Genomic DNA, 24,373 nt, shown 5'->3' with positions numbered 1-24,373 from the left:
CGTTTGCTTGGGGAGTGAACCAAAATGGTTGTGTTTGCGTAACATTGTACAAATAATTTTTTTGTACATGTTTCAAGTGCTGTGCTACTACTTATATGAGAAATTAAGTTATACAAGAAATTAAGTTGTACACATTTGATGGTGATGGGAGCTCAACATGGAAAAGCAAATTACGATCGGTATCAGTTCTTGTGTGCTGGGAGAAAAAGTCCGTTTCGACTCGGGTCATAAGATTAGCAAGTTTGTCACGAAAGAGTTGGCACCGTTTTTTGAATTTATGCCGATATGCCCTGAAGTGGGAATGGGGATGCCGGTTCCTAGGCCGACGATTCGATTGATGTCAAACGATGAGCGCATTGCGTTGGTAGAGACCAAAGATTCGAGCAAAGATCACACGGACGCCATGATTCGCTATTCCCAAGAGAAGGTTGCCAGTTTAGTCGATGAAGAGCTATGCGGTTACATCGTTTGTGCTAAATCGCCCACCTGTGGAATGGAGCGCGTTAAAGTGTACCGTAAAGCTGGTGCGGAAAATATTGGGGTTGGGCTGTATACACAGCAGTTGATGGAGCAGATGCCATGGCTACCCGTTGAGGAAGATGGACGGCTCAATGATCCTGTGTTGAAAGAGAACTTCATTACCCGCGTCTATACCCTGCGTGATTTTTATGACTCAATGGGAGAGACGCCGACCCGTGGCAAAATCATCGCTTTCCACTCGCGCTACAAGTTGACCTTAATGGCTCATCACCCTGAAGCGTACAAAGAGCTTGGGCGCATGGTTGCCAACATCAAAGAGTACGACATCGAAGAGTTTTACCACTTGTACCGTACCGCGCTGATGCAAGCGGTGGCCAATCGCGCCAGTCGTAAAAACAACACTAACGTGCTGATGCACATCCAAGGTTACTTTAAGCGGCATCTCGACAAAGAACAAAAGTCTGAGCTGCGCCGCGTGATCGACGAATACCGTGTGGGTTTGCTGCCTTTGTTGGCGCCGCTAACGCTCATCAAACATTATCTATCCACTCATCCCGATGAATACTTGGCGAAGCAAAAGTTTCTGCAGCCACACCCACAGGAGTTAAGACTGCGTTATGGTCTGTGAAAAAAATTGGTATGCGATTCGAGAGGTCTCGGATTTAACCGGAGTTAAGCCTGTGACGCTGCGAGCGTGGCAGCGTCGCTATAACTTGATCCAACCGGAGCGCACTGAAAAAGGCCACAGACTCTACACGGATGAGCACATTGCACTCATCAATGAGATTCAAGGCTGGCTCGCGAAAGGGATTTCGATTGGTAAAGTGAAAGCCCTGCTTGGGTCTGATTTGCCAGATGAAGCGCTAGATGTCGGCAGTTTAGAGGCAGTAGAGGAGGTGCTTGAAGCGCTGACCAACCTCAACACCAAGCGTGCAGAGAGTGTGATTAATGGTGTGCTAAAAGAGTATCCTCTTGAGTTGGTTGAGCGTCAGTTCATCACGCCAACGCTCAATGCGCTCGCTCTAGTGAAACAAAGCCTGCGATCTTTGCATCTTGGTCTGTTTAATACCTTGATGGTCACCAAGCTCAACCAGATCATTGAGGCGGAAAACAAGGTGGCCCATCGCGGTAAATGTTTGGTAATTAATCTCGATGCGGCGCGCGATATTCACACTCAACTGTGGGCCCTGAGTCTGGTCAGTCAAGGCTATCGAGTCTTCATGATTGATGGCGTCGAGGATCTGTCGGGCCTCTTAGAGCACACCGCCGTTCACCGCTTTGAACAACTGGCGTTTTACAGTGCCACGAAACCGAGTGAATCTCAGCTTAGTGTGATCAAAGAGTTAGAAGCGCAGCATGGGCAAGTCTCGCTGTCAGAAATGATCGAATTGGTAAGGAGAAGGTTTTGAATATTGTATGGTTTCGCCGTGATTTACGTGTTGAAGACAATCATGCCTTAGTGAGCGCCGTGAATCGAGGTCAACCGGTCGTGGCGTTATACATCGCAACGCCTGGTACCTGGCAAACCCATGATCATAGTCCAAGGCAAGCGGATCTCATCTACCGTCGCTTGCACGAGTTAAAGACGGAATTAGCCGAACTCGACATCCCGTTTTATTACGCGCAAGTCGAGACCTTCGCAGACAGCGCAGCGCTGGTGGTTGAGTTGGCACTGCAAGCCAAAGCAACGGGTCTGTATCTAAATAATGAGTATGAGCTGAATGAACGTCGCCGCGATGAAGCGCTGGAGGAGGCGTTGAGTTCAAGTTCTGTGGAGGTGCATCGCTTTGATGACAAGTGTATTTTTCCGCCGGGCTCAGTGCGCAACAAGCAAGGCGACTATTTCAAAGTCTTCACCCCTTACAAGCGCGCTTATTTAAGTAAACTCTATAGTGAAGGATTCCACATCCAGACCTTCAAAGCGACGCCGTGTGCAGGGGCGTTGCAACACCAAGATGTCGCCTTGTTGGATGAGGCGAGTCCGTTCAGTTACCCGCGTGAATCGAGCGAGCGATACAGTGTCAAGACTCGAGACATCATCGCTACCTTGAGAGAGTTTGTGCAGAGCAAAGCGGATGAGTATGGTGACAAGCGGGATTTCCCGGCGTTGGATAATACCAGCCAGCTGTCGCCGTATCTGGCGATTGGAGCGCTGTCGGTGCGTCAATGCATGGCGCGCTTAATGTATCAGCAAACGCTGCCACTCAGTGGTGGGCGAGAAGTGTGGCAAAGCGAGCTCGTATGGCGAGAGTTTTATCAGCACCTGCTCCACTTTGAACCCAAACTGTCGAGAGGGGAGAGTTTCAATGCTTGGGGAGAGGAGCTGAGGTGGCAAAATAACCCCAAACACATTGAGGCCTGGAAGCGCGGTGAGACAGGCTACCCTATTGTCGATGCCGCGATGAGGCAACTGAACGAAACGGGCTGGATGCACAATCGACTTCGCATGGTTGTGGCGAGCTTTTTGGTTAAAGATCTGCACGTCGATTGGCGTATTGGCGAGCGCTATTTTATGCGTCAACTGATTGATGGTGATTACGCCGCAAACAACGGTGGATGGCAGTGGTGTGCGTCAACGGGGTGTGATGGTCAGCCTTACTTTCGTATTTTCAACCCGACTTCTCAAGGTGAGCGCTTTGATGCTCGTGGCGCGTTTATTCGCCGCTGGGTGCCAGAGTTGAGTTCAGTTCCAGACAAATACATTCACACACCTTGGTCTGAACCGGGGTTAAATTGTCGTCAATATCCTCAACCAATAGTTGATCATAAGAGCGCAAGAGCGATAACCTTAGAGATCTACAAAGAAGCAAAGGGAAACTAAATGCTGCGTAAATGGGTGTCTTTGTGTGCCCTAGTCACACCCTGGTTTGCGTTTTCTGCGACCTACGAATTACCCGGTGAAGAGAGTCGTCTTGTCGGGCGTACTCAGTATCACCAAGTGGTTGAAGGTGAAACATTGGCGGAAATTGCTAAACGTTATGATGTTGGTTTTCTCTCCTTGATGGCCGCGAATAAAGGGGTTGATCCCTTTTTGCCCGCCGCCGACCATGTGTTGACGATTCCCACGCAAGTGATCTTGCCCAATGTCGAGAGACAGGGCGTAGTGATCAATCTCGCGGAGCTGAGGTTGTACTATTTCGAACCTGAAAAAGGCTTAGTGCACATCTTCCCGGTTGGGATTGGCCGAGTCGGCCGCGATACACCCACCATGACAACCAGCATTAGCCAAAAGCGCGCCAACCCAACTTGGACGCCGCCGGCTTCCATTCGTAAAGAGTATTTGGCGAAGGGGATTGAGTTGCCGCCTGTGGTGTCCGCTGGCCCTGAAAACCCGCTTGGTGAGTACGCGCTCCGCTTGGCCTATGGTGTCGGAGACTATCTGATCCACGGAACCAACAAAGACTTTGGCATCGGTCTACGTGTTAGCGCTGGTTGTATTCGAATGGAGCCCAAAGACATTGAGTGGCTTTTCTCTCAAGTCAATGTAGGCACTAAGGTGCAAGTCATCAATGACCCAGTGAAAGTGGCGTTGGAGCCAGACAGAAGCGTCTTTATTGAAGCGCATGAGCCCCTGACACGAAGTGATGGCAGCAAGACGTTGCTGACTATTCCGCAAGAGCTCACTTGGTGGCTCGATGAGTTTCAGCATTCTGATTCCAAAGCGAAAGCTGCTATCCTTGCGCAAAATGGTGTGCCGGTAGAGATCGTCGCGCCAGATTATTTGTAGGTAATGACTTGCTTATCGAGAATGAACGATAGCGTGGTAGCTAGAATGGTCAGCGTGAGTGCAGGGTTTTCAATGTGCTGATACGCTTAATGATGAGAAAAGAGAAAGGGTCTGCATATGCAGACCCTTTCTTTAAAACTTGACTGAATTACTTAGTGTAAGACTGAGCAATGTTGTCGATGCGTTCGTTTGCACGAGCGGCTTCTTCTTGCGCTGCCATTGCTGCGTCGCCTGACTTACGAACGTCTGCTTGCAGTGCTGAAACGTCTTGGCTTAGCTGGCTAACTTGATTGCTTAGCTCGTCCAGTTTCGCTGTTGTTGCTTCGTCTGGACCAGAAGCACAACCTGCTAGTAGAAGAACAGAAGAGGCTGCAGCTGCGATCAACATTTTGTTCATATTAGAACTCCTTGCTTATATGAGTATCATTTAGATTGCCCTATACATTCTTCATCATATAGTGACATTCCACAGTGTAGTGCTAAATATTAACTTCCAAAAGTAGAGAAAAGTCAAAAAAACCCAAGAATTTAGGTAATTATCGAATTTGTTGACGAATGTCTCATTCGTGAGAGTAAATAATGCAAGTGAAGTCAATAATGAGCATCTATCAATAGTAGGGCTGCTGAAACTCATCCAGTGAGAAAGTACGCTTGCGATTGAGAGTCAAGAGGGTTTGATCGATATTTTGACCATACTCTACCCATCACCGTCTATTCTAGGTATCATGTACCGTTTTGATTTCGTCGCTCGATGTAGCGGGCGTCACTGTTTACCGTTCAATGTGGATTTATTGGAGACAACATTGCAGTTCAAAGATTTAGGTTTAGATAATCGCTTATTAAAAAACTTGAACCATTTTAATTTTACCAAGGCGACTGACATTCAAAAGCAAGCGATCCCCGTGGCGATTGCTGGTAAGGATTTACTCGCCTCCTCGAAGACTGGTTCAGGAAAGACACTGGCGTTTGTTCTGCCGATTTTGCACAAGTCTCTAAAAAATAAATCGTTTTCCGCCAAAGACCCACGCGCATTGATTCTAGCGCCGACCCGTGAATTGGCGAAGCAGGTGTACGGTGAATTGCGTTCTATGTTGGGCGGTTTAACGTACGACGCCACCCTGATTTTAGGCGGTGAAAACTTTAACGACCAAGTCAAAGCGCTTAAGCGCTACCCTAAATTCATTGTGGCGACACCAGGGCGTTTAGCCGACCACTTGCAACACAAATCCTTGTTCCTTGATGGCTTGGAAACCTTGGTACTGGATGAAGCGGATCGTATGTTGGACTTGGGTTTCGCGCCTGAGCTACGTCGTATCCACAATGCAGCCAAGCATCGTCGTCGTCAAACCTTGATGTTCTCGGCCACGTTAGATCACGCAGAAGTCAACAACATCGCTTTTGAAATGCTTAATGCGCCTAAGCGGATCGCTGTAGGCGTGGCCAATGAAGAGCACAAGGACATCACACAGAAGTTCTACCTGTGTGACCATCTTGATCATAAAGAAGCGATTTTAGATCGCATTCTTGAAGAGGCGCAGTACAAGCAGCTGATCATCTTCACTGCAACACGTGTCGACACTGAGCGTTTGACTGACAAGCTGAACGAGCGCAAGCTCAAAGCGGTAGCGCTGAGCGGGAATCTGAATCAAACTCAACGCAACACCATCATGAGTCAGTTTGAACGTGCCGTGTTTAAGATTCTAGTGACCACCGATGTGGCGTCACGTGGTCTTGATATTGCCAACGTGACCCACGTGGTCAACTTTGATATGCCTAAGCATACTGAAGAGTATGTGCACCGAGTGGGCCGCACGGGTCGAGCGGGTAACAAGGGTGATGCCATTTCGCTAGTAGGACCAAAAGATTGGGACAGCTTTAAGCGTGTGGAAGCTTATCTGCAGCAAGACATTGCCTTTTCTGAGCTGGAAGGTTTGAAAGGCAAGTTCAAAGGTTTGAAGCCGCGTAAGCCCGATTTTCGTAACAAACCCAAACCGAACAAGAAAGCCACCACGACTAAGAAAAAGGCGTCAACTAAGCCTGTTAAGCGTGATAAAGGTTTCTACCAAAACGTGGCGGTGGGCGATTCAGTGTTTATTCCTAAGAAGAAAGTCGCGCCGAGTAGCGACGACGAATAATCTTAGCGAAAACGCACAAAATAATTAGGGACTGCCGAGGCAGTCCCTTTGTCTATCTCACGCTTTAGACTTTAAAGAATCCAAGCTGCTGCTTTTGATTTTCAGCCAGTGCCGAGAGCTCTTGGCTGGCGGCGGCGGCTTGAGTGATACCAGTGACGTTTTGGCTCACTAACTCATAGATGTTGCTGAGGTTGTTGTTGACGTCCGAGGTAACTTGCCCTTGCTCTTCAGACGCGATAGCGACTTGAGCGTTAATGCTCGACAGGTCGGAAATCGATGTGGAAATATCACGCAGCGAGACACTGACCAACTTTGCTTGCTCTTGACTGCGAGTGATCATCTCAAGGCTTGAATTCACGCTGTCATTGGCACTGCCCGACTGTTTTTGCAACTCTTCGATAATAGTCTGGATCTCTTTTGTCGACTCCTGTGTGCGTGCAGCCAGCATGCGAACTTCATCGGCGACTACAGCAAAACCACGACCACTTTCACCTGCACGCGCCGCTTCAATCGCTGCGTTTAGGGCAAGCAAGTTGGTTTGCTCAGAAATACTCTCAATCACTTCAATCACTTTGCCAATTTGCTCAGATTGATCTTTGAGCGAGTGAACCACTTGCGCCGCATCCGATAGTTGACGCGCCATTTTCTCGCTCTCGCGGGTATTCTCATCAAAGACTGCCAAACTCTCTTTTGCCAGTTTATCTGCTTTCAGCGCGGCAGAGTCGGCCAGATTGGCGTTTTGGGTCACTTCCGTTGCCGTGCCTTCCATCTGGTTGATCGCTGACGCCACTTGTTCCACTTCGTTCTTCTCTTGGTCGGAGTTGACGCTCGATTGTGTCATCACCGCCGCTAACTCCGTCGAGGCGGACGCGACATCCACGCTGATTCGAACCAATGAGTCGACGGTTTGCTGGAGTTTGCTCACGGTACTGTTGAAGTCTTTAGAGAGTGCAGTGATCTCGTTGTTGCCTTCTTCTTGCACGCTAACGAGTAGATTGCCGTGCGCCAATTGTGTCATGGCTTGTTGTAGGCGCTGAATCGGCGTGACGATGATTCCGGCCAGCAACCAACTTAATATCAACGCGATGGCGAGCACAGCGACAAGACCGATGATACTGCTGTTCATCACCGAAGAGTGGGTTGCCTCACTGCGATGCAAGTCATCCAATGCCAGTTCATTGAGCTTGGTGGAGAGATGGTCAATGGCTGATACCATCTCTTGCCCGGCCTGGCGGTAGACTGCCGAAGCTTGCTCAAAACGTTGGTTAAACGCCGCACTGGATTGGGTCTGTTGATGTTTCTGATTGAGGAGCGGCACCATAGTGTTGATGGAGTAGCGAACGTAGTGCTCGATGGCCTCTTTCATAGCCGAGACTTCTTTTTGCAAGCCCTCTACAGTATTGAGTGAGTCCAGCAGACGTTGATTTTCGCTCTGTTTTTCTAACAAGGTGCTGGCGAGTCCATCAACATCTTCTGCGCGAAACAAGCTGTAGATAGCTTTGATGCGCATACCGTAGGTATTGTCGATAATGTCAGTGAGTTCTTCTTTGTGATTGACGAGATGTTCAGTGGAGCTTTTGACGGTGCCAAACGCGTGAGTCAGGCTATTTGAGCTGTAAGTGATGCCTGCGATGAGCAAGATCAGAGTGAATATCACAGGTACAACAACTTGTACCTTGATAGAAAGGTTACTGAGTAACTGGCGCATTAGTGGTCCTCTACATACGAAACTGAATAAGATCTATTATTTTTATAGTTAAGGAGAATGATTCTAATTTGTCTCTGATTTATTTCAATAATCAAATTTATCTTACATAGATAAGTTTGACCCCACGTTATGCAACTTATATTTACATTAATATCAGATGGTTAATTCTTGCCCACTAGATTGGTGATAAAGACAAGGGCACACCGAGAGCGGATAAAGTGGTAAGGGCGTCAGTAATGTGCTGACGTTGAGAAATAAGACCAATGTGTCATATAGGCTTCAACGAAGTGAAACACAACTGTCACATTTGAGTCCTAAAGTGAGCAGCGTTCAAGTGAAACACAACGGCAATAAAGCCAACTTAAGGAAATTGTGATGAAAAAGACAGTAATCGGTGCAATCGCACTTCTAGGCGCCATGGCAGTGACTCCTGTTTCTGCTAAAGAAACAATCTCTGCTGTAGGTTCTAGCAGCGTAACTCCACTGATGGAAGTTTTCTCTGAAACATACATGAAGTCAAACTCTGATGTGTTTATCGAAGTTCAAGGACCAGGTTCTTCTGCGGGCGTGAAAGCGGCGAAGAACGGCAGTGCTGACCTTGGCATGTCTTCTCGTAACCTGAAAGAGTCTGAGAAAGAGCCAACATTGAAAGAGCTAACAGTTGCACTCGACGGTATCGCTGTTGTGGTGAACCCTAAGAACGATCTAAAAGGTCTAACTGCTGAGCAAGTAACGGCTATCTACACGGGTGAAGTGACGAACTGGAAAGACGTAGGCGGTGCAGACAAGCCTATCGTAGCGATCACTCGCGATACTGCATCAGGTACGCGTGGCGCGTTCGAAGACATCATGAGCCTTAAGAAGAAGATCTCGGGCAAAACTGTGTCAGCGATTTCTCAGCGTGCTCAAGTGGCCAACGGTAACGGTGCTCTTAAAACCATGGTTGCCTCTAACCCATACGCGATTGGTTACATCTCTCTAGGTACCGTTGACGAGTCGGTTCACGCACTAGCGATTGACGGTGTCGATGCAACGGTTGACAACGTGAAAGGCGGTTCTTACAAAGTGGCGCGTCCTTTCCTAGTTCTTTACCGTGAAGGTCAACCTACTGCGGCAACACAGAAATTCCTAGACTGGATGGTGTCTGACGACGCGCAAGCGCTTGTTGACCAAAAAGGTTACATCTCAGTTAAGTAACGCCAGTAAGATTTTAATTGCTCAGCCCCCTTTGGGCTGAGCCTTTTCTCACTCTGAAACGAGTGTTTCACTCGTTATCTCGGTAAGATTTTATGACCATCGCAACAAGTAGTGAAAAGCTTATGAATACTCAAGCGACTCAAGTATCTAAGCCAAGTCTTCGTGCCAAAAAGCGCGTTGATTGGAAAGAGCGCATCTTCCATGGCTTATTCTTAACCAGTGCTATTATCGGCATTGTTTCTCTCGCCATCATTGCTTACTTCATTTTTAGAGAATCCATTCCTGCCTTTCAAGAAGCGGGGATTACCGGCATTGTTTTAGGCCAAGACTGGTTGCCACCGGCACTGTATGGTGTGGCGACCATGATTGTCGCTTCGATTGTGTCCACCTTTGGCGCAGTGATTGTGGGTGTGCCGATTGGTGTATTAACAGCCATCTTTATCGCGGAAATCGCGCCCAAACGTTTAGCGGATGTGATTCGACCAGCGGTTGAGCTGTTAGCGGGTATCCCTTCGGTCGTCTATGGCTTCTTTGGCCTAGTCATCATTGTTCCGCTGATTCAAAACATCTTCAATGTGCCTGCGGGTAACACCATTTTGGCCGGTATCATTGTACTCGGGGTGATGATTCTTCCTACGGTCATTACCGTGTCTGAAACCTCGATTCGCGCTGTGCCTCGCGCCTACAAAGAAGGGTCGTTAGCGCTGGGGGCGTCAAAAATCTACACCATCTTTAAGCTTCTCGTTCCAGCGGCACGAAGCGGTATCATGACTGGGGTTATCTTAGGCATTGGTCGCGCATTGGGCGAAACGATGGCGATCATTATGGTCATGGGTAACGCACCGGCGATGCCACAAGGTATTTTAGATTCCGCACGTACGCTGACCGCTAACATTGCCATTGAAATGTCCTACGCAAGCGGTGTACATGCGAACGCTCTCTACGCAACGGGCGTGGTACTGTTGGCGTTTATCATGATGTTAAACGGTGCATTGTTGTACTTAAACCGCGAAAAAGCGAAATAAGCGATAGGTGAAGATTATGGACCGCGTGAAATTAAAACAGTCTCGAGAGCGTAAGGATCAGATCCTCAATGCGTTTGTTTGGTTGTCCGCTGCGCTGACAGTTGGCTTCCTATTTTGGATTATCTGGTACATTCTTTCGAATGGCCTACAGCATGTTGATTGGAAATTTATCTCTGGCGATTACACTCGAACCGGTGATGAGCAAGGTATCTTTCCGATGATTGTATCGACCATTTACATGGTTATCGCATCAATTGCGGTTGCGGCCCCAATGGGCATCATGACCGCCATCTACCTAACAGAATACGCCAAAGTGGGCAGTAAACTGGTCAAAGTGATCCGTTTCTGTACTGAGTCACTGGCGGGTATCCCGTCGATCATCTTTGGTCTGTTTGGTATGACATTCTTTGTGGCGATTTTGGGACTGGGCTTCTCTATCCTGTCGGGTGCATTGACGCTGAGTATCTTAATTCTTCCCGTGATCATCCGTACCACGGAAGAGGCGTTGATGTCAGTACCACAAACATACCGCGAAGGCTCATATGGCCTTGGCGCATCGAAAATTTACACTATCTGGCGCCTAATTTTGCCAAGCGCAATGCCAGGTATCTTAACCTCGGTCATTCTAAGTATTGGTCGTGTGATTGGTGAGTCTGCCCCTGTATTTCTCACCGCAGGTATGGTCGCGCGTATTCCTGATTCGTTATTCGATTCAGGCAGAACGCTGACGGTACACCTGTACAAGCTCACTACCGAGCTCTTCACGATAGATGAGTGGAATCAGGCCTATGGAACTGCGACAGTGCTGATTGTGGTTGTTCTATTGATCAACATGATCACTAAACTGATTGCTCGCCGCTTCAATACCGCGACTTACTGATCGCTGACTGACCAAATTTAAGAGATTAAGACCATGAACAAATTCAACATTGAAAATCTAGACCTGTTTTACGGTGAGAACCAAGCCCTTAAATCGATCAACCTTCCGATCCCAACCCGTCAGGTGACGGCGTTGATTGGGCCTTCAGGCTGTGGTAAATCGACGCTGTTGCGTTGCCTAAACCGCATGAATGACTTGATTGAAGGTGTGACCATCAAAGGCTCGCTTGAGATGGACGGCACAGACATCTACGGCAACATTGACGTGGCGGATTTGCGCATTCGTGTTGGGATGGTGTTCCAAAAACCTAACCCTTTCCCTATGAGCATTTATGAAAACGTGGCTTACGGTTTGCGCGCTCAGGGTATCAAAGATAAAAAGCACATCGATGAAGTGGTAGAGCGCTCACTGCGTGGCGCAGCTCTGTGGGATGAAGTCAAAGATCGCCTGAAATCGCATGCCTTTGGTTTGTCGGGTGGTCAGCAGCAGCGTCTATGTATCGCGCGTACGATTGCGATGGAACCGGATGTGATTTTGATGGACGAACCGACGTCCGCGCTTGACCCAATCGCGACTCACAAAATCGAAGAACTGATGGAAGAGCTGAAAAAGAACTACACGATCGTGATTGTGACGCACTCCATGCAACAAGCACGTCGCATCTCGGATCGCACGGCGTTTTTCTTAATGGGTGAGTTAGTTGAGCATGACGATACACAAGTTATCTTCAGCGACCCTAAAGACGATCGCACCAAAGGTTACGTGAACGGCGACTTTGGTTAATGCTTAGCGGCTAACTAACAGAATTTACTGGCAATATCACTATAATAATATGCGATGGTACTTTGCCCCTCTTTTAGAGGGGCTTTTTTGTGCCCGTCTTTTACTCATGACAGTCTTTTACTCATGTTATGAGTGAAGAGTGAGATTTTTTAACTAACGTGATTGGTTTTCTGACAATGTGCAGTCTTGATGTAAGGACAAGTGAAGCGTTGCCCCTTGAGGGGCGCTCAGTAACAGTGTGACAGGAAGCGTATCGAGGGAAACCGTGACGCGCGAACCTGGGTTTAAAGAGCTTTGAATCGTGTTTGTACCTTGCAGTTTAATCCTGCTGCCAGAGGGGATTGTGGGCAGAGCAGTGATGGTGAGATAGATAGAGGTAGGATTGTGCTCACAGTGAAGTGTCACATACGGAGGGAGCGTGTGAAGGGCGGGAAAGGCCAGTGTTTGGAAGGAGAATAGGAAAGCGATACCCGGAGGTATCGCTTTATTGCTATATATATTCATTTGAAACATTAGTTTTGAATGATAGTAACGTTCGATGCGTAGGTAAAGCCAGCGGTAACCGTTGCCATATCGTTACTAGTTTGATCAATGATCACATCGTTCCACGAAGCATGGAACATGTCTACAGTGGCAGTAGAATCACTACCCATTTGATCGATGTCAACCAAGTTGTCTTCACTACTTGTATCTAGGTAAACATAAGCTTCGTTGTCATCACCGCGTTGCTCTGTGAACACTTCGTTATCATGGCTTGCATTCGTTATCTCAACCAAAACATCGTTGTCGTCGCCGCGACGAACTAAATTTTTGACGGTATTGCCATCGCTGTCTGAAATGTAATTTTCGATAGTATTTCGATCAGCACCGCGTAACACCTGAGCTACGGTTGTATTTCCGTCACCATTGATCTCTACATCAACAGTATTGTCTCCTGCTACGCCCGTGATATTTACGGTTGAACTGTTATCATCGCCAGTTTGTTGAATATCAATATCATTCTCGTAGGCTCGACCACCCCAGTATACGCCCGTTACATCAACGTCGGCGGCATTGCTATTTCCAGTTTGTGTAATATCGACAGTTGTGTACTCGGTGTTTTGAAGATCGACTTCCGCATAATTACCGAGGTAGGCATTCGCATGAGCGGTGTTTTGAGTAATGTTCACGTTTTCGACATAACTGGTTTGCATGGAAACATCAGCTTCGTTACCTGCATAAACTGCAGATGATGCCAAAATAGCTGTGATTGTAATTGCTAACTTTTTCATGAATAGATCCTTACTTTTGTCCATTTATAGTAGTGTTATCCTTTACATTGCGCATCATTGCTCAACGTAAATACTGCGATGCATAGAGTTCTTTATGAAGATAAAGTCATCTCCATCCTGGTTAATTCCATAACTGGCATTACTTTTATCAATCACAATAGCCATGTTGTTATCATTGACTTGTGAAATGCTGATATCACTGCCATAACTAGACAAGCATTTTCGACCGCTGCATTGTTCTAGATACGCCAGATTGAAATCCCCATCTTGTTTGATATAGCCAGTGTGGTCTTGACCATTTTGTACTAGCACGGCCACATTGTGTCGTCCAGATTGCTCCACCATCCCGGTGTTATCTGAGCCTGTCTGAGATACAATGGCTGTACTCGAATCAGTTTTATCTTGTATTACCTTGGCCTTATTTTTTCCGTTCCCAATGTGATGTTGGTTAATAAAAACATTTGAATCAGCACTGTTATTCAGAATGACCTCTGCATAATTACCTGGAGAGGTGTTTAATTCATCAAATTCAATAAAGCTATCTGAATTATTAAACTCTCCAAAGACCTTCGACATTTCGTCGAAATCATGTCGTGTACCACCATATGCATGAGCCATGGATAATAAAGATAAGACGACAAAACCTTTCTTGATATAGTTGAGATTTTGCACCCTAACCTCCGTTATTTAGGTGTTCAGCGAGTTGCTGTCTCCATAACTCACGATTAATTATGCTCGCACTACCACTAAATACAATGAACTTAAAATTGAAAATTAATCAGATCAATTTTCTTTTTAATGAGACGGTTTCTTGTAATGGGCAATCTAAAGTTTAACTAAACTTGTTTCATAACTGGTTATTTCGTTTATTTTATATTTAAGTCATTGATATTTAATAAATTTAATTGATGTGCAATGGGCTATGAGTTAGAGGGTTAGCGATTGTCTTCTACATAGATGGCTGGTTTAGTCTCAATATTGAGATGGGTAGGATTGTTTGAATAGTATCCTTTTATCTTTTTTAAAGATCATATAAGTTTTAAACATGATCATACTTCTCATGCAAAAGTGGACAATTAGAATGAATCGAATAAACACCTTTACGTCTATGTGTATTGGTTTTTTTCTTTGCTTAGTTAACCACTTGGGCTTTGCAGAAGAGATAGAAGATGTGAAGAATTCGAGTGGCAGTCAACATATAGAAAGCAACGAATTTTATGCTGAGGTTGAAGGGCTGATCGTGGATAGAACAATGACGCGGCTAGGAGATGATTTTTATTTTTTCTTCACTCAGTACATGAATGATCGCCATGGTTCATTACAAGAAAACTTAGTGGTCAAGGAGCGCCCTACTGCGTTGTCTGGCAGTATTATCAGCGTTCTTCATCGCGACAAAGTTATTTATCGTACGGCGTTGTCCCCAGGAAGAAAAACAGCACAGGACAAAGCCAAAGATGCACTTAGTGCAGTCACTAACTATTTATTGAGATGGAAAGCTCAGCGTGAGTATCAAGATACTTTTGATCTCGAACGTGATGAGTTCTGAAGGGAAGAATGATGAAAATAAAGATGATGATTCGGCAGTGTGTAACGTTAGCCTGCCTCTTTACTGGCAGTCTTTACGCAACGGAGCTGGTGTATACGCCAGTGAATCCTAGCTTTGGTGGTAACCCTCTCAACAGTTCACATTTGTTTGGTGTAGCGAATGCGATCAATGGTTATGAAGGTCCAGACAACGGGCTAGATTTTGAAGAGGAATCGGCGCTCGATCGACTAGCGAATAGCTTAGAATCACGCTTGATTAGCCAACTGTTATCAGACGTAGGGAATGGGAATACGGGTCAGTTAGAGACGGACGACTTTTATCTCAATATTGTCGACAACGGTGGCACATTGACGGTGCAAATTGTGGATAAAATCTCCGGTGAATCAACCGAGATAAAAGTTGCGGGCTTAAACCCGGATAATAATTAGAACGGAGACTGCCCATGCGCCTGATTACTCTCACTTTACTCTGTGGTTTATTATCCGGTTGTGCCATTTCTATGGATATGCCTGATACCGACGAAGCACCGACTTTGATGCCACGCGGAGCAACTTACCAAGACTTGGTCAACTTACCTGAACCTCGAGGTAAGATTTTGGTTTCTGTCTACGACTTCCGCGATCAAACCGGTCAATATAAGCCTCAACCTAACAGTAACTTCTCGACGGCGGTCCCCCAAGGTGGTACGGCGCTGTTGACTGCGTCTTTGCTTGACTCCAAATGGTTTGTACCGCTTGAGCGAGAAGGCCTACAAAACTTGTTGACCGAGCGAAAGATCATTCGAGCGGCACAAAATAAGGGCTCAGGTGCAGAAAACCACGGTGATGATTTGAGTGCACTGAGCTCTGCTAATGTCGTGATTGAGGGCGGTATCGTCGCCTATGATTCAAACATTAAAACGGGTGGTGCCGGGGCACGCTATCTTGGCATCGGCTCATCGGGGACATACCGAACAGACCAAGTCACAGTCAACTTGCGTGCGGTGAATGTTCGTACGGGGCAGATTCTGCTTAGTGTCACTACGAGCAAGACGATATTTTCCCATGAACTGACGGCAGGGGCGTTTCGTTTTATTGACTACCAAGATTTACTTGAAGTCGAAGCGGGGTACACGAACAACGAGCCAGTGAACGTCGCTGTGATGTCTGCGATAGATGCGGCGGTCATTCACGTCATTGTTCGAGGTATCAGTCAAGGACTTTGGCAACCGGCTAACCCAGAAGACAGAAACAACGCGTTGCTACAAAAATACGCCAAACAGACACATCAGATTTTATAAAAGTAAACCTAAGGCCAAAAGCCTGTCTATTCAGAAAAGTCACGCCTATACAGATCGTATAGGCGTTTTTCTGTCTGCTCGTATCACTTAAGTGCTGAATCGTGATTGAGGGCGAGTGGTGTTTACTATCACCTAGGAGGGAGTGTTGGCGGGTTTATCCTTGTCATCCTGAGAGGCGTCCTCGCCCGTGTCGGCAAATATCTCCGCTACTGCGCTGCGCTCTAACTCGCCTTGCAGATTCCCTTCGTCATCAACGACGGGTAGAGAGTAGTCGTACGACATGGTGTCGACCAGCACCTCTTCGATGGCAGAATCGGCAGAGACCGTCGGCACTTCCTCATAGATTTCCTGATTGATTGCGTCTTCGCCATGTTCTTTGGCGGCATCCATCAGACCCTCTTTGGTCAACACGCCCTGATACCCCTCTTCAGTGACATGATAGGCGTAATCTTGTTTGAAGCCTTTCATCTGTTTGATGGCGTCTTGAATTGTGGTGGCGGTAATGCGATACGCGGGTGGGTTCATCACGGTTTCCACCGTGAGCGCGCGAGCACGATTGACGTCTTTGACAAACGCCTCAACGTAATCATCAGCAGGGTTCAAGAGGATATCGTCCGGTGTGCCTTGCTGAACTAACTCGCCATCTTTGAGGATGGCAATTCTGTCGCCCAATCTCAGAGCTTCATCCAGATCGTGAGTAATAAACACGATGGTTTTGTGCAGCTTTTCTTGCAGCTCGATAAGCTGATCTTGCATTTCACTGCGGATGAGAGGGTCGAGCGCCGAGAAGGCTTCATCCATAAGCAGGATTTCGGCATCGGTACATAGGGCACGTGCTAAACCGACACGTTGCTGTTGTCCTCCAGATAGCTGAGAAGGGTATTGGTTTTGATAGCCTGACAGCCCAACGGTATCGAGCCACTCATTGGCTTTTTTTAAGCGCTCTGGTTTTGCGATGCCCTGAATTTCTAACCCGTACGCGACATTGTCGACAACCGTACGGTGAGGGAGCAGGCCAAAGCGCTGAAATACCATCGACATTTTGTGACGGCGGAACTCTTCAAGCTCGCTTTGACTGAGCTTCATCACATCGGTCCCTTCGACCAAAATCTGGCCTTCGGTAGGGTCGATGAGTCGATTAAAGTGTCGAATCAAGGTGGATTTTCCAGAGCCTGACAGGCCCATGATCACAAAAATCTCCCCTTTATTAATTTGGAGATTGATCTCTTTAAGCCCGACAGTGTGGCCAGTTTCAGCGAGTACGTCGTCTTTGCTTTGACCCTGCTTGACTCGCTCCATGACAGAGTGTGGCTTGGCGCCGAAGACCTTGTACAAGCCACTGATTTCAATAAGTGGTTTAGTCATGTTTCAGATCTCCTAGATGAGCTTGGGTGCGCTTAGCGTACGCTTGTGAGGCTCGGTCAAACAAAATAGCCAGCACGACGATGGCAAATCCGTTAAGTAGGCCTAACGTAAAGTATTGGTTGGTGATGGATTTAAGAACGGGTTGCCCTAGGCCTTTTACCCCAATCATAGAGGCAATGACCACCATCGATAGCGCCATCATGATGGTTTGGTTGATGCCTGCCATGATGGTGGGCATCGCCAGTGGGAGTTGCACGCCAAACAGCCGTTGTTTGGCGCTGGCGCCGAAGGCCGTGGCGGCTTCGAGCACCTCTTTGTCGACCAAGCGGATACCGAGGTTGGTTAGGCGAATAACCGGAGGGATCGCATAAATCACCACGGCAATGAGCCCCGGTATTTTACCGATGCCGAGTAGCATCACGACCGGAATGAGATACACAAACGCGGGCATGGTTTGCATGATGTCCAACATCGGCGTGACGATCGATTGGACTCGATTTGAACGCGCCATCGCAATACCAATAGGGATACCAAGCACAATAGATAGCATGGTGCAGACAGTGATGATACTCAGCGTTCGCATAGTATCTTCCCACATACCAAAATAGCCAATGAAAATCAGTGAGATAAAACACCCGACACCCAATTTCCAAGAGCGACTGGCCAGATAAACAAGCGCGGTACAGACCGCAAGAACAATAACCCAAGGCGTGGAGAGGAGCAGTTTTTCAAACCAAATTAAAAATGAGAGCAGTGGGTCAAAGAAAGACTCGATCATTTCACCGTATTCGCGAGAAAACTCGCGGTAGGCACCATCGAGTGTTTTGCGAATCGCTCGCAAATCTGAGCGTTCCATTTCTGGAAAGCTGCTAAACCAACTATCACTAGACATCGTGTTTATTCCTTTTATTCTCCTTCACGCGTCGCGCGTGAAGGAGTACAACTTATAACAGAGTTAAGGGAGGAGGGGGGTTAGAGTGCTTTGGTCACTTTGTCCGCAACGTCTGCAGGTACCCAAGCTTGCCAGATCTGTGGGTAGGACTCTAAGAAGTGGAACATAGCTTCCTCACTGTCTGCTTGGTTGTCTTCCATCCAAGCGAGCAACTGGTTCATGTCAGCGTTAGTAAAGCCACGCTTTGTGAAGTAGTCATACGCTTCTGGTGAGCGAGTAGCGAACTCTTCTGTCGTGATGGTGTGGACGGGTGAAGGTGGGTACATCGTCGCTTTAGGCTCCGCACATTCCGGTTGCGAAGTACAGTTGACGAACTCATCTAAGTCAACACCACTACCAAAATCGACTTTGACCATGTTGTATTTACCCAAAACGGCCGTCGGGGCCCAGTAGTAACCGAACCAACCTTGTTCACGCTCATAGGCTTTGGCGATAGAGCCAGATAGACCGGCACTTGAGCCTGGATCAATGATGGCAAATCCCGCTTCTTCTAATTTCAGTGCGCGGAATAGGTTCCCAGCGCTGATTTGACAGTTCCAGCCCGCAGGACAGCTGTAAAAAGCGCCTAATTCGTCATCTTCAGGGTGCTCAAACAGCTTCGCGTGTTTTTTCACCCCTTCGATTGTTGCAAGTTCTGGATGCTGTTCCACCAAGTACGCAGGTACCCAAAAACCTTCTTCACCGCCATCAACGAGGGATTTACCTGCGTAGCGCAGACGTTTTTCCTCAACCCCTTTGTCTAGCGCATCTTTTAGTGCGTTACTCCAAAGCTCTGGAGCCACATCAGGTTGACCTTTTTCAATCATTGAGGTGCCAGTAGGCATGGTGTCCCCTGGGATAAGTTCGGCATCGCAGCCGTAACCATGTTCTAAAATAAATTTGTCGATGTTGGCCATCAAACTGGCTGAGTTCCAGTTCATATCAGCGATGGTAACAGAGCCACATTCACTTGCCTGTGTGTGAAATGTGGCGGCGGAAAGCGCAATTAGAGTCGCGGATTTGAGTTTCATTATAATTCCCTTCTAAATGAATCCATCAATAGAATAGTGAATTAATGGTTAGAGTTCAAATAAAAGTGGCACGCAGTGTGCTTGTCGTTAGTAATTTTTCGCTCGTTAACGTGAGAGAAATCGCATTTGTATGCATGTTGCCCAATAAATTTGCATAAAGTTAGTGTGATGAATGTCTTGTTTTGGTTTGAGTTCAAATGAATTAGTCCGTGGACCAAACGTTTTTAATGTCTGGCCAGCCCCAGTTGGTGAGCTCGACGTCTTTGAGCACCCCCTCAAATCTGAGTGTTTGCCGATGATGGAACAGTGGCGACAGCCAAAACTGATTGATGAGCGCAGAGGCGATGGGCTCTAGCGCCTCTAAGTAGTTCGCCAGTGGTGTCGTGCTGCGTAGATCATCTAGCGTGCTCAGCAGCCAGCGTTTGGAGTCTTCGCCAATGCAAGCTTGGACAATCGGGTTGTGGTAGAGGCTGTTGAACGCTGAGGCGTGGCGATTGTCATCGAGGTTGATATTGGTGACGATCAGAGACGCTTGTAACTGACCACTTTCAGCGAGCGCAGTCAGCTCACGATAAGAATAGGAGTGAACAGTGACTTCAACGCCAAGGGTTTCGAGTAACGACTGAATAGCGAGTGCGCAGCTTTGCAGCGCGGTGTAGTCGTAAACGGCAATGCTGATGTGATTGGGCAGCGGTACACGAGGCATCGTGGGTCGAATCACTTTATGCCACATCGGCAGTAAGTTTTGCGCGACCTCACAACCGAACGCACGTCCGTTCTCTTGTAACTGCTTGAGCACTTGCTCAGGGGTGATAAAGGTCGAAAGAAAACGGCGTTGAGCATCATTGAGCGTATTGCAGGCCGTTTGATTAAATAGGACAAACATACAGCCATCTTCAACCCGAGAACGCTTGATGTCGGTGTGCGGTTCATGACTCACCGCATGTGAGAGATAGTGATGACAGGGATCTTGCGCACCCGGTTGGTTGGTCTCGATTTGTTTTTTGTGGGCAGTGGGCTCTTCAATTTGCCAAATGGTCACTTGGTCGGTAAGCGCGCGGCAGGCATAGAAGCGCTCGAACGCTTGAAGGTTCAGTTTGGCACTGGAATGTTCACTCACTTCAAAGGGGCCGGACCCGACAACTTGTGATTGTTTGGTGTCGTGGACTTGGCTCGGCGGTTGAATGGAATACTTCACGCCAGAGAGTAAGCCACCAAATCCTTGGTCGGGAAGGGAGAGTTCGAACATCACTTTATTGTGCCCGGGCGTGTGCACGGATTTTAAATGGGATAATTCACTGCGGTAATGGCCAAGCTCACGCAATTGCTTAAACAGTGCCACAACACTGTTTGCGTCGATTGGCGCACCGTTGTGAAACGTTAGCCTAGGGCGCAAATAAAACGTCCATGTTAGTGCGTCTTCATCATAGTGCCAATGATGAGCCAGTTGAGGAGTAAGCACTCCGTCATTGGTACAGCCAACCAGGCAACAGTAGATCTGGCGAATCAGATAGCGCTCACTTGAGCGCTGCAGTTGATGGGGCACTAACCGCTCAAAAGCACGTTTGTAAGTCAACTGTATATGCAGCCTTCCTTCACGTAGCGTCGCACCGGAGGTGTGTTGTAGGAGGCGGCCAAACTCTATTTGGTCGTCATCGAGGATCTGGAGTGCTTTCTCGTATTGGCCTTGACTGATGCGGGCAGCGGCAAGTTGCGATTTCAAATCAGATAGGGCGCAGTGAAGTGTCAACGAGGAGCGTTGATTACGCCCCGCCTTTGGTGCCCAACTCAACCAGTTCAGTGTTTGCATCTGACCAATTAAATTGCGAGCGTGCCGGGGTGTCGTACACAAATGTTCTGCCACCGTTGGTAGCGCAATCTTAATCATTGCGCTTGTTCCTAGCGGCTCAAGGCGAGAATAATAACGCAGTAAATTGATGTCAGACACTAGGCCTCCAATAATGAGAACAGAAAGTAAATGTGACTTCCGTGTTTTGGCGAAATTCACGCTTATTGGCCGGTATAAAGCCGATATCTCGATTATATGGGAAAGACCAAGAAAAATTTAGACTCTTTTTTCTTTCCTTATTAAGTCGCACACTGACGCTGTACTAAGGAGGCATGAATGAACCCAATGACTCACCCCATCATCGAATATTATTATCAGCGTTTAATGATCACCCACTCTTCGCTCGAGCGCACCGCGATCATGGCGCTTCTTTTTCTCATCGAGAATTAACCCGAGCCCTCGATACGCGGCGCTGCTGATTAATGCTCCTACCCCCACAGAAGATTCTTCAGCGCCGCATTTTTCAATACCAAATTTGCTGTGTATTGTGAGAGAATTTTATGTTTTTACCCAAAGGGTCTCGCTATCGTCGCCAATAATCATCGCTGTGTTGGGAATGAATGGTATGATGGAAGCCTTAAGAAAGTGGGCTTATCGCCGATATAAGCCGTAACAGAGCTGAAGCTAAGACCATCATGAATATAGTGGGTATCGCGATTGGCGCGACCGGATTATTGTTACTGTGCCTGTTTCTTTGGATGCTGGCACTCTCACTGCGTAAAAAGCGTTTAGAGAATGAGCGTAAAGCGCGCGATATGGCGCTACGAAAAGCCATCGAGAAGAATCGTAAGCAGGAAAAAGAGGAACGCTTGTATAAAGCAGAGTCTGGCCATGTCCCGACGATTCTGTATTTAGCGAAAGAAGCGGAGCGCCATAACATTCAAGAAGCCTTGTATTGGTATACCAAAGCGGCCAAACAGGACAATGTGACCGGGATGTATGGCGTGGTGCGTATCAGCAATCGCATGAAACAAGATGTGATCTTGAAGGAGCAAGCCAAGTACTGGCAAACGTGCATTGCCGCCCATGAGGGGAGTCTTCCTCATCGCTTTGAGATGGGAGTGGCGCTGTTCCACGGACGTGGTGTCGAGAAAGACATTGTGAAAGCGCTAGAGACGATAGAAAGCGCCGCCAAGCAAAACTTTGTTGATGCGATCAACTTCCTTGGCGACTGGTATATTGCACCGGATAACCCACAGACTAATCCAACAAAATCGACGGACTATTTTCGTCGCGCTGCGGCGCTGAAAAGCAATGAAGGTCGAATGAAGTTAGGTCTGAATTATATCTACGGACGTGGTGTTCCTGTCAGCCACGAAAAAGGGTGTTACTGGCTCGAAAGAGCGGCGGAAAAGGGTTACCTTGAAGCGATGTACCGTGCCGGTGAAGCTTGGATGGATTACCGCCCCAATGGCAACTCTATCGCTTATATTTGGCTGTTTCTAGCGGCGCAACTCGGCTACGAACAAGCCAGATTGCTACGCGATCAAGTGGCACTGAATATTGGTGTGGATACTGTCGTGGGCTTGCAAGCCTTATCTAAGCCAATGTTAAAGAAGATCCGAGAAAAGAAAGTCAGCAAGCATTCGATTATTCGTGCGTTGAACAAGCTCTATAAACGCAAAATCCCGTTATTAGAGCAGGATCTATCGGTCTTGAATAAAGAAGAGCTACTGAGCAAAGAAGCGCTGCCAAGCGGAGGCGATTCTGCGTTACCAGAGTCGCAAACAGAGACGCGCCAGCCAGATCCTTCTCGGCAAGGTGAAACGCAAGGTCAAGGTGAGGAGAGTACACCGAGCGATTCTCTAGACTTTAGCCAGTCACATTTTGCACCGACATCTAAATCATCCGGTCATTGAACCGATCCGACGAATGATTGAATGTGCAACAATAAAAAAGGCTCCCAGTTGGACTGGGAGCCTTTGTCGTTTATACATGTGTGATTATGCGTTCTCTTGATTGTGTTTCGATTTGCAAACGGCTGCAGTAAACACAACGTCGGTTGAACTGTTTAGCGCGGTTTCTGCGGAATCTTGCACAACACCAATGATAAAGCCGACCGCGACGACCTGCATCGCCACTTCGTTTGGAATACCAAAGAGGCCACACGCTAAAGGAATCAGCAGCAATGAACCACCGGCCACGCCCGACGCGCCGCAGGCAGAAATGGATGCCACAATGCTTAGAAGCAAGGCTGTCATTAGATCAACTTCAATGCCCAGGGTATGAACCGCCGCCAACGTCAGGGTTGTGATGGTAATAGCTGCACCTGCCATGTTGATGGTGGCCCCGAGTGGGATGGACACGGAGTAGGTGTCTTCATCTAAATCCAGCTTTTCACACAACGCCATGTTGACCGGGATATTGGCTGCACTTGAACGGGTAAAGAAGGCGGTAACGCCACTTTCACGCAGACATTGGAATACCAGCGGGTATGGGTTTTGACCAGTCTTTACTAAAACAATCAGTGGGTTGACCACCAATGCGATGATTGCCATCGAACCAAGTAATACCGCCAGAAGGTGTGCATAACCAGCCAGCGCTTCAAAACCTGTGGTTGCCAGTGTTGAAGAAACGAGACCGAAAATACCAAAAGGAGCAAGACGGATAATGAAACGAACGATTTGCGATACGCCGTGGCTAAGATCTTCAAACACGGCTTTCGTCGTACCTGAAGCATGATGCAGAGCCAAACCAAGACCGACAGCCCAAGCTAGGATACCGATGTAGTTTGCACTCATTAGCGCATTGACTGGGTTGTCGACCAACTTAAACAGCAGCGTATTTAATACTTCACCAATGCCTTGCGGTGGTGTAGCGCCTTCTGCACCCGATACCAGTGTCAAGGTGGTAGGGAACAAAAAGCTCAGTACGACGGCCGTTAGGGCGGCGGTTAATGTACCAAATAGGTACAAAACCACGATAGGACGCATGTAAGTGTGTTGGTTTTTCTTTTGGTTGGCGATAGACGCAGCCACCAAAATGAAAACCAAGATAGGCGCGACGGCTTTTAGTGCGCCGACAAATAGGCTTCCAAGTAACCCGACACTTTGAGCAGACTCCGGAGACACGGTAGCCAGTCCAACACCAAGGATGATACCGGCTAGGATCTGTAGCACCAGATTTCCGCGCGCAAAGCGGGCAAAAATAGAGTTGTGTTGCATAT

At 47.6% G+C, this 24,373-nt stretch carries 23 protein-coding genes; 13 read left to right on the top strand and 10 right to left on the bottom strand.

Annotated features, from left to right (window positions below; all coding sequences use genetic code 11):
• Nucleotides 1-157 precede the first annotated feature (157 nt).
• From AC6R03_RS06640 to AC6R03_RS06625, 4 genes are read left to right on the top strand one after another with little or no spacing between them, the layout of a single operon-like run.
• On the top strand, nt 158-1,108 hold the full coding sequence (locus AC6R03_RS06640; RefSeq protein WP_487903027.1) for a YbgA family protein: 951 nt from the start codon (nt 158-160) through the stop codon (nt 1,106-1,108).
• Nucleotides 1,098-1,889 carry a MerR family transcriptional regulator gene (locus AC6R03_RS06635; RefSeq protein ID WP_500630241.1) on the top strand — a complete coding sequence of 264 codons (792 nt, stop codon included), beginning with the start codon at nt 1,098-1,100 and terminating at the stop codon, nt 1,887-1,889. The genes AC6R03_RS06640 and AC6R03_RS06635 overlap by 11 nt, the downstream gene beginning before the upstream one ends.
• Nucleotides 1,886-3,301, top strand: coding sequence for a deoxyribodipyrimidine photo-lyase (phrB, locus tag AC6R03_RS06630; protein WP_500630240.1), 1,416 nt, complete (start codon nt 1,886-1,888; stop codon nt 3,299-3,301). Before AC6R03_RS06635 ends, phrB begins: the two co-directional genes overlap by 4 nt.
• On the top strand, nt 3,302-4,207 hold the full coding sequence (locus AC6R03_RS06625; protein WP_500630239.1) for a L,D-transpeptidase family protein: 906 nt from the start codon (nt 3,302-3,304) through the stop codon (nt 4,205-4,207). It abuts the gene before it with no gap.
• A gap of 148 nt (nt 4,208-4,355) precedes the next feature.
• On the opposite strand, the gene AC6R03_RS06620 is transcribed toward AC6R03_RS06625, so the two are convergent.
• The gene (locus AC6R03_RS06620) at nt 4,356-4,604 is read right to left on the bottom strand and encodes an Lpp/OprI family alanine-zipper lipoprotein (protein ID WP_334552872.1); all 249 of its coding nucleotides are present in this window, start codon (nt 4,602-4,604) and stop codon (nt 4,356-4,358) included.
• Between the two features lie 394 nt (nt 4,605-4,998).
• On the opposite strand from AC6R03_RS06620, the gene AC6R03_RS06615 reads away from it, so the two are divergent.
• Nucleotides 4,999-6,342 (top strand): DEAD/DEAH box helicase, encoded by a 1,344-nt coding sequence (locus AC6R03_RS06615; protein ID WP_500626249.1) that lies wholly within the window; start codon nt 4,999-5,001, stop codon nt 6,340-6,342.
• Nucleotides 6,343-6,406: 64 nt separating this feature from the next.
• Here the strand turns inward: AC6R03_RS06615 and AC6R03_RS06610 are convergent, their stop codons facing one another.
• On the bottom strand, nt 6,407-8,050 hold the full coding sequence (locus AC6R03_RS06610; protein ID WP_500630238.1) for a methyl-accepting chemotaxis protein: 1,644 nt from the start codon (nt 8,048-8,050) through the stop codon (nt 6,407-6,409).
• A gap of 375 nt (nt 8,051-8,425) precedes the next feature.
• Here AC6R03_RS06610 and AC6R03_RS06605 point away from each other — a divergent pair, with 375 nt between their 5' ends.
• The 4 genes from AC6R03_RS06605 to pstB all read left to right on the top strand — a co-directional run bounded on the left by AC6R03_RS06605 (nt 8,426) and on the right by pstB (nt 11,935).
• The gene (locus tag AC6R03_RS06605; RefSeq protein ID WP_487902909.1) at nt 8,426-9,247 is read left to right on the top strand and encodes a phosphate ABC transporter substrate-binding protein; all 822 of its coding nucleotides are present in this window, start codon (nt 8,426-8,428) and stop codon (nt 9,245-9,247) included.
• Between the two features lie 92 nt (nt 9,248-9,339).
• On the top strand, nt 9,340-10,272 hold the full coding sequence (gene pstC, locus AC6R03_RS06600) for a phosphate ABC transporter permease subunit PstC (protein ID WP_500626208.1): 933 nt from the start codon (nt 9,340-9,342) through the stop codon (nt 10,270-10,272).
• A gap of 16 nt (nt 10,273-10,288) precedes the next feature.
• The gene (gene pstA / locus AC6R03_RS06595) at nt 10,289-11,152 is read left to right on the top strand and encodes a phosphate ABC transporter permease PstA (RefSeq protein WP_487902911.1); all 864 of its coding nucleotides are present in this window, start codon (nt 10,289-10,291) and stop codon (nt 11,150-11,152) included.
• Nucleotides 11,153-11,185: 33 nt separating this feature from the next.
• Nucleotides 11,186-11,935, top strand: coding sequence for a phosphate ABC transporter ATP-binding protein PstB (gene pstB / locus AC6R03_RS06590; protein WP_334552864.1), 750 nt, complete (start codon nt 11,186-11,188; stop codon nt 11,933-11,935).
• A 153-nt stretch (nt 11,936-12,088) separates the two neighbouring features.
• On the opposite strand, the gene AC6R03_RS06585 is transcribed toward pstB, so the two are convergent.
• The 3 genes from AC6R03_RS06585 to AC6R03_RS06575 are packed head-to-tail and all read right to left on the bottom strand — an operon-like array spanning nt 12,089 to nt 13,878.
• Entirely contained in the window at nt 12,089-12,439 is a 351-nt protein-coding gene (locus tag AC6R03_RS06585) for a hypothetical protein (RefSeq protein WP_500630237.1), read from the bottom strand.
• Between the two features lie 8 nt (nt 12,440-12,447).
• On the bottom strand, nt 12,448-13,206 hold the full coding sequence (locus AC6R03_RS06580; protein ID WP_500630236.1) for a hypothetical protein: 759 nt from the start codon (nt 13,204-13,206) through the stop codon (nt 12,448-12,450).
• Nucleotides 13,207-13,260: 54 nt separating this feature from the next.
• The gene (locus AC6R03_RS06575) at nt 13,261-13,878 is read right to left on the bottom strand and encodes a curlin subunit CsgB (RefSeq protein WP_500630235.1); all 618 of its coding nucleotides are present in this window, start codon (nt 13,876-13,878) and stop codon (nt 13,261-13,263) included.
• A gap of 409 nt (nt 13,879-14,287) precedes the next feature.
• Here AC6R03_RS06575 and AC6R03_RS06570 point away from each other — a divergent pair, with 409 nt between their 5' ends.
• Genes AC6R03_RS06570 through AC6R03_RS06560 form a run of 3 tightly spaced genes read left to right on the top strand, consistent with a single transcriptional unit; the run spans nt 14,288 to nt 16,031 of the window.
• Nucleotides 14,288-14,752 carry a curli production assembly/transport protein CsgE gene (locus AC6R03_RS06570; RefSeq protein ID WP_500630234.1) on the top strand — a complete coding sequence of 155 codons (465 nt, stop codon included), beginning with the start codon at nt 14,288-14,290 and terminating at the stop codon, nt 14,750-14,752.
• A gap of 23 nt (nt 14,753-14,775) precedes the next feature.
• Nucleotides 14,776-15,180 carry a curli assembly protein CsgF gene (locus tag AC6R03_RS06565; RefSeq protein ID WP_500630265.1) on the top strand — a complete coding sequence of 135 codons (405 nt, stop codon included), beginning with the start codon at nt 14,776-14,778 and terminating at the stop codon, nt 15,178-15,180.
• A gap of 14 nt (nt 15,181-15,194) precedes the next feature.
• Nucleotides 15,195-16,031: a CsgG/HfaB family protein gene (locus AC6R03_RS06560; RefSeq protein ID WP_334552853.1), complete on the top strand. Its 837-nt coding sequence runs from the start codon at nt 15,195-15,197 to the stop codon at nt 16,029-16,031.
• A 132-nt stretch (nt 16,032-16,163) separates the two neighbouring features.
• Here the strand turns inward: AC6R03_RS06560 and AC6R03_RS06555 are convergent, their stop codons facing one another.
• From AC6R03_RS06555 to AC6R03_RS06540, 4 genes are all read right to left on the bottom strand, one after another.
• Complete coding sequence (locus AC6R03_RS06555; RefSeq protein ID WP_500630233.1) at nt 16,164-17,396, bottom strand: quaternary amine ABC transporter ATP-binding protein; 1,233 nt, start codon at nt 17,394-17,396, stop codon at nt 16,164-16,166.
• Nucleotides 17,389-18,288 carry an ABC transporter permease gene (locus AC6R03_RS06550; RefSeq protein WP_500630232.1) on the bottom strand — a complete coding sequence of 300 codons (900 nt, stop codon included), beginning with the start codon at nt 18,286-18,288 and terminating at the stop codon, nt 17,389-17,391. The genes AC6R03_RS06555 and AC6R03_RS06550 overlap by 8 nt, the downstream gene beginning before the upstream one ends.
• A gap of 80 nt (nt 18,289-18,368) precedes the next feature.
• Entirely contained in the window at nt 18,369-19,358 is a 990-nt protein-coding gene (locus tag AC6R03_RS06545) for an ABC transporter substrate-binding protein (RefSeq protein ID WP_500630231.1), read from the bottom strand.
• 202 nt (nt 19,359-19,560) lie between these two features.
• Nucleotides 19,561-21,306 (bottom strand): ABC transporter substrate-binding protein, encoded by a 1,746-nt coding sequence (locus AC6R03_RS06540; RefSeq protein ID WP_500630230.1) that lies wholly within the window; start codon nt 21,304-21,306, stop codon nt 19,561-19,563.
• 536 nt (nt 21,307-21,842) lie between these two features.
• Here AC6R03_RS06540 and AC6R03_RS06535 point away from each other — a divergent pair.
• Nucleotides 21,843-23,066 (top strand): tetratricopeptide repeat protein, encoded by a 1,224-nt coding sequence (locus AC6R03_RS06535; protein WP_500630229.1) that lies wholly within the window; start codon nt 21,843-21,845, stop codon nt 23,064-23,066.
• Between the two features lie 84 nt (nt 23,067-23,150).
• Here AC6R03_RS06535 and sstT read toward each other — a convergent pair whose 3' ends face one another.
• Nucleotides 23,151-24,371: a serine/threonine transporter SstT gene (gene sstT, locus AC6R03_RS06530; protein WP_500626198.1), complete on the bottom strand. Its 1,221-nt coding sequence runs from the start codon at nt 24,369-24,371 to the stop codon at nt 23,151-23,153.
• Between the last annotated feature and the right edge of the window lie 2 nt (nt 24,372-24,373).

The sequence above is a fragment of the Vibrio sp. R10-SG-ISO4 genome (assembly GCF_059834135.1).
This window is presented reverse-complemented; position numbering and strand designations above follow the sequence as displayed.

Coding starts and splice junctions, on each gene's coding strand:
- AC6R03_RS06640 (WP_487903027.1), top strand. CDS start 158: ATGGAAAAGCAAATTACGATCGGTATCAGTTCTTGTGTGCTGGGAGAA.
- AC6R03_RS06635 (WP_500630241.1), top strand. CDS start 1,098: ATGGTCTGTGAAAAAAATTGGTATGCGATTCGAGAGGTCTCGGATTTA.
- AC6R03_RS06625 (WP_500630239.1), top strand. CDS start 3,302: ATGCTGCGTAAATGGGTGTCTTTGTGTGCCCTAGTCACACCCTGGTTT.
- AC6R03_RS06620 (WP_334552872.1), bottom strand. CDS start 4,604: ATGAACAAAATGTTGATCGCAGCTGCAGCCTCTTCTGTTCTTCTACTA.
- AC6R03_RS06610 (WP_500630238.1), bottom strand. CDS start 8,050: ATGCGCCAGTTACTCAGTAACCTTTCTATCAAGGTACAAGTTGTTGTA.
- AC6R03_RS06605 (WP_487902909.1), top strand. CDS start 8,426: ATGAAAAAGACAGTAATCGGTGCAATCGCACTTCTAGGCGCCATGGCA.
- pstC (WP_500626208.1), top strand. CDS start 9,340: ATGACCATCGCAACAAGTAGTGAAAAGCTTATGAATACTCAAGCGACT.
- pstA (WP_487902911.1), top strand. CDS start 10,289: ATGGACCGCGTGAAATTAAAACAGTCTCGAGAGCGTAAGGATCAGATC.
- pstB (WP_334552864.1), top strand. CDS start 11,186: ATGAACAAATTCAACATTGAAAATCTAGACCTGTTTTACGGTGAGAAC.
- AC6R03_RS06585 (WP_500630237.1), bottom strand. CDS start 12,439: ATGAATATATATAGCAATAAAGCGATACCTCCGGGTATCGCTTTCCTA.
- AC6R03_RS06580 (WP_500630236.1), bottom strand. CDS start 13,206: ATGAAAAAGTTAGCAATTACAATCACAGCTATTTTGGCATCATCTGCA.
- AC6R03_RS06570 (WP_500630234.1), top strand. CDS start 14,288: ATGAATCGAATAAACACCTTTACGTCTATGTGTATTGGTTTTTTTCTT.
- AC6R03_RS06565 (WP_500630265.1), top strand. CDS start 14,776: ATGATGATTCGGCAGTGTGTAACGTTAGCCTGCCTCTTTACTGGCAGT.
- AC6R03_RS06560 (WP_334552853.1), top strand. CDS start 15,195: ATGCGCCTGATTACTCTCACTTTACTCTGTGGTTTATTATCCGGTTGT.
- AC6R03_RS06555 (WP_500630233.1), bottom strand. CDS start 17,396: ATGACTAAACCACTTATTGAAATCAGTGGCTTGTACAAGGTCTTCGGC.
- AC6R03_RS06550 (WP_500630232.1), bottom strand. CDS start 18,288: ATGTCTAGTGATAGTTGGTTTAGCAGCTTTCCAGAAATGGAACGCTCA.
- AC6R03_RS06545 (WP_500630231.1), bottom strand. CDS start 19,358: ATGAAACTCAAATCCGCGACTCTAATTGCGCTTTCCGCCGCCACATTT.
- AC6R03_RS06535 (WP_500630229.1), top strand. CDS start 21,843: ATGAATATAGTGGGTATCGCGATTGGCGCGACCGGATTATTGTTACTG.
- sstT (WP_500626198.1), bottom strand. CDS start 24,371: ATGCAACACAACTCTATTTTTGCCCGCTTTGCGCGCGGAAATCTGGTG.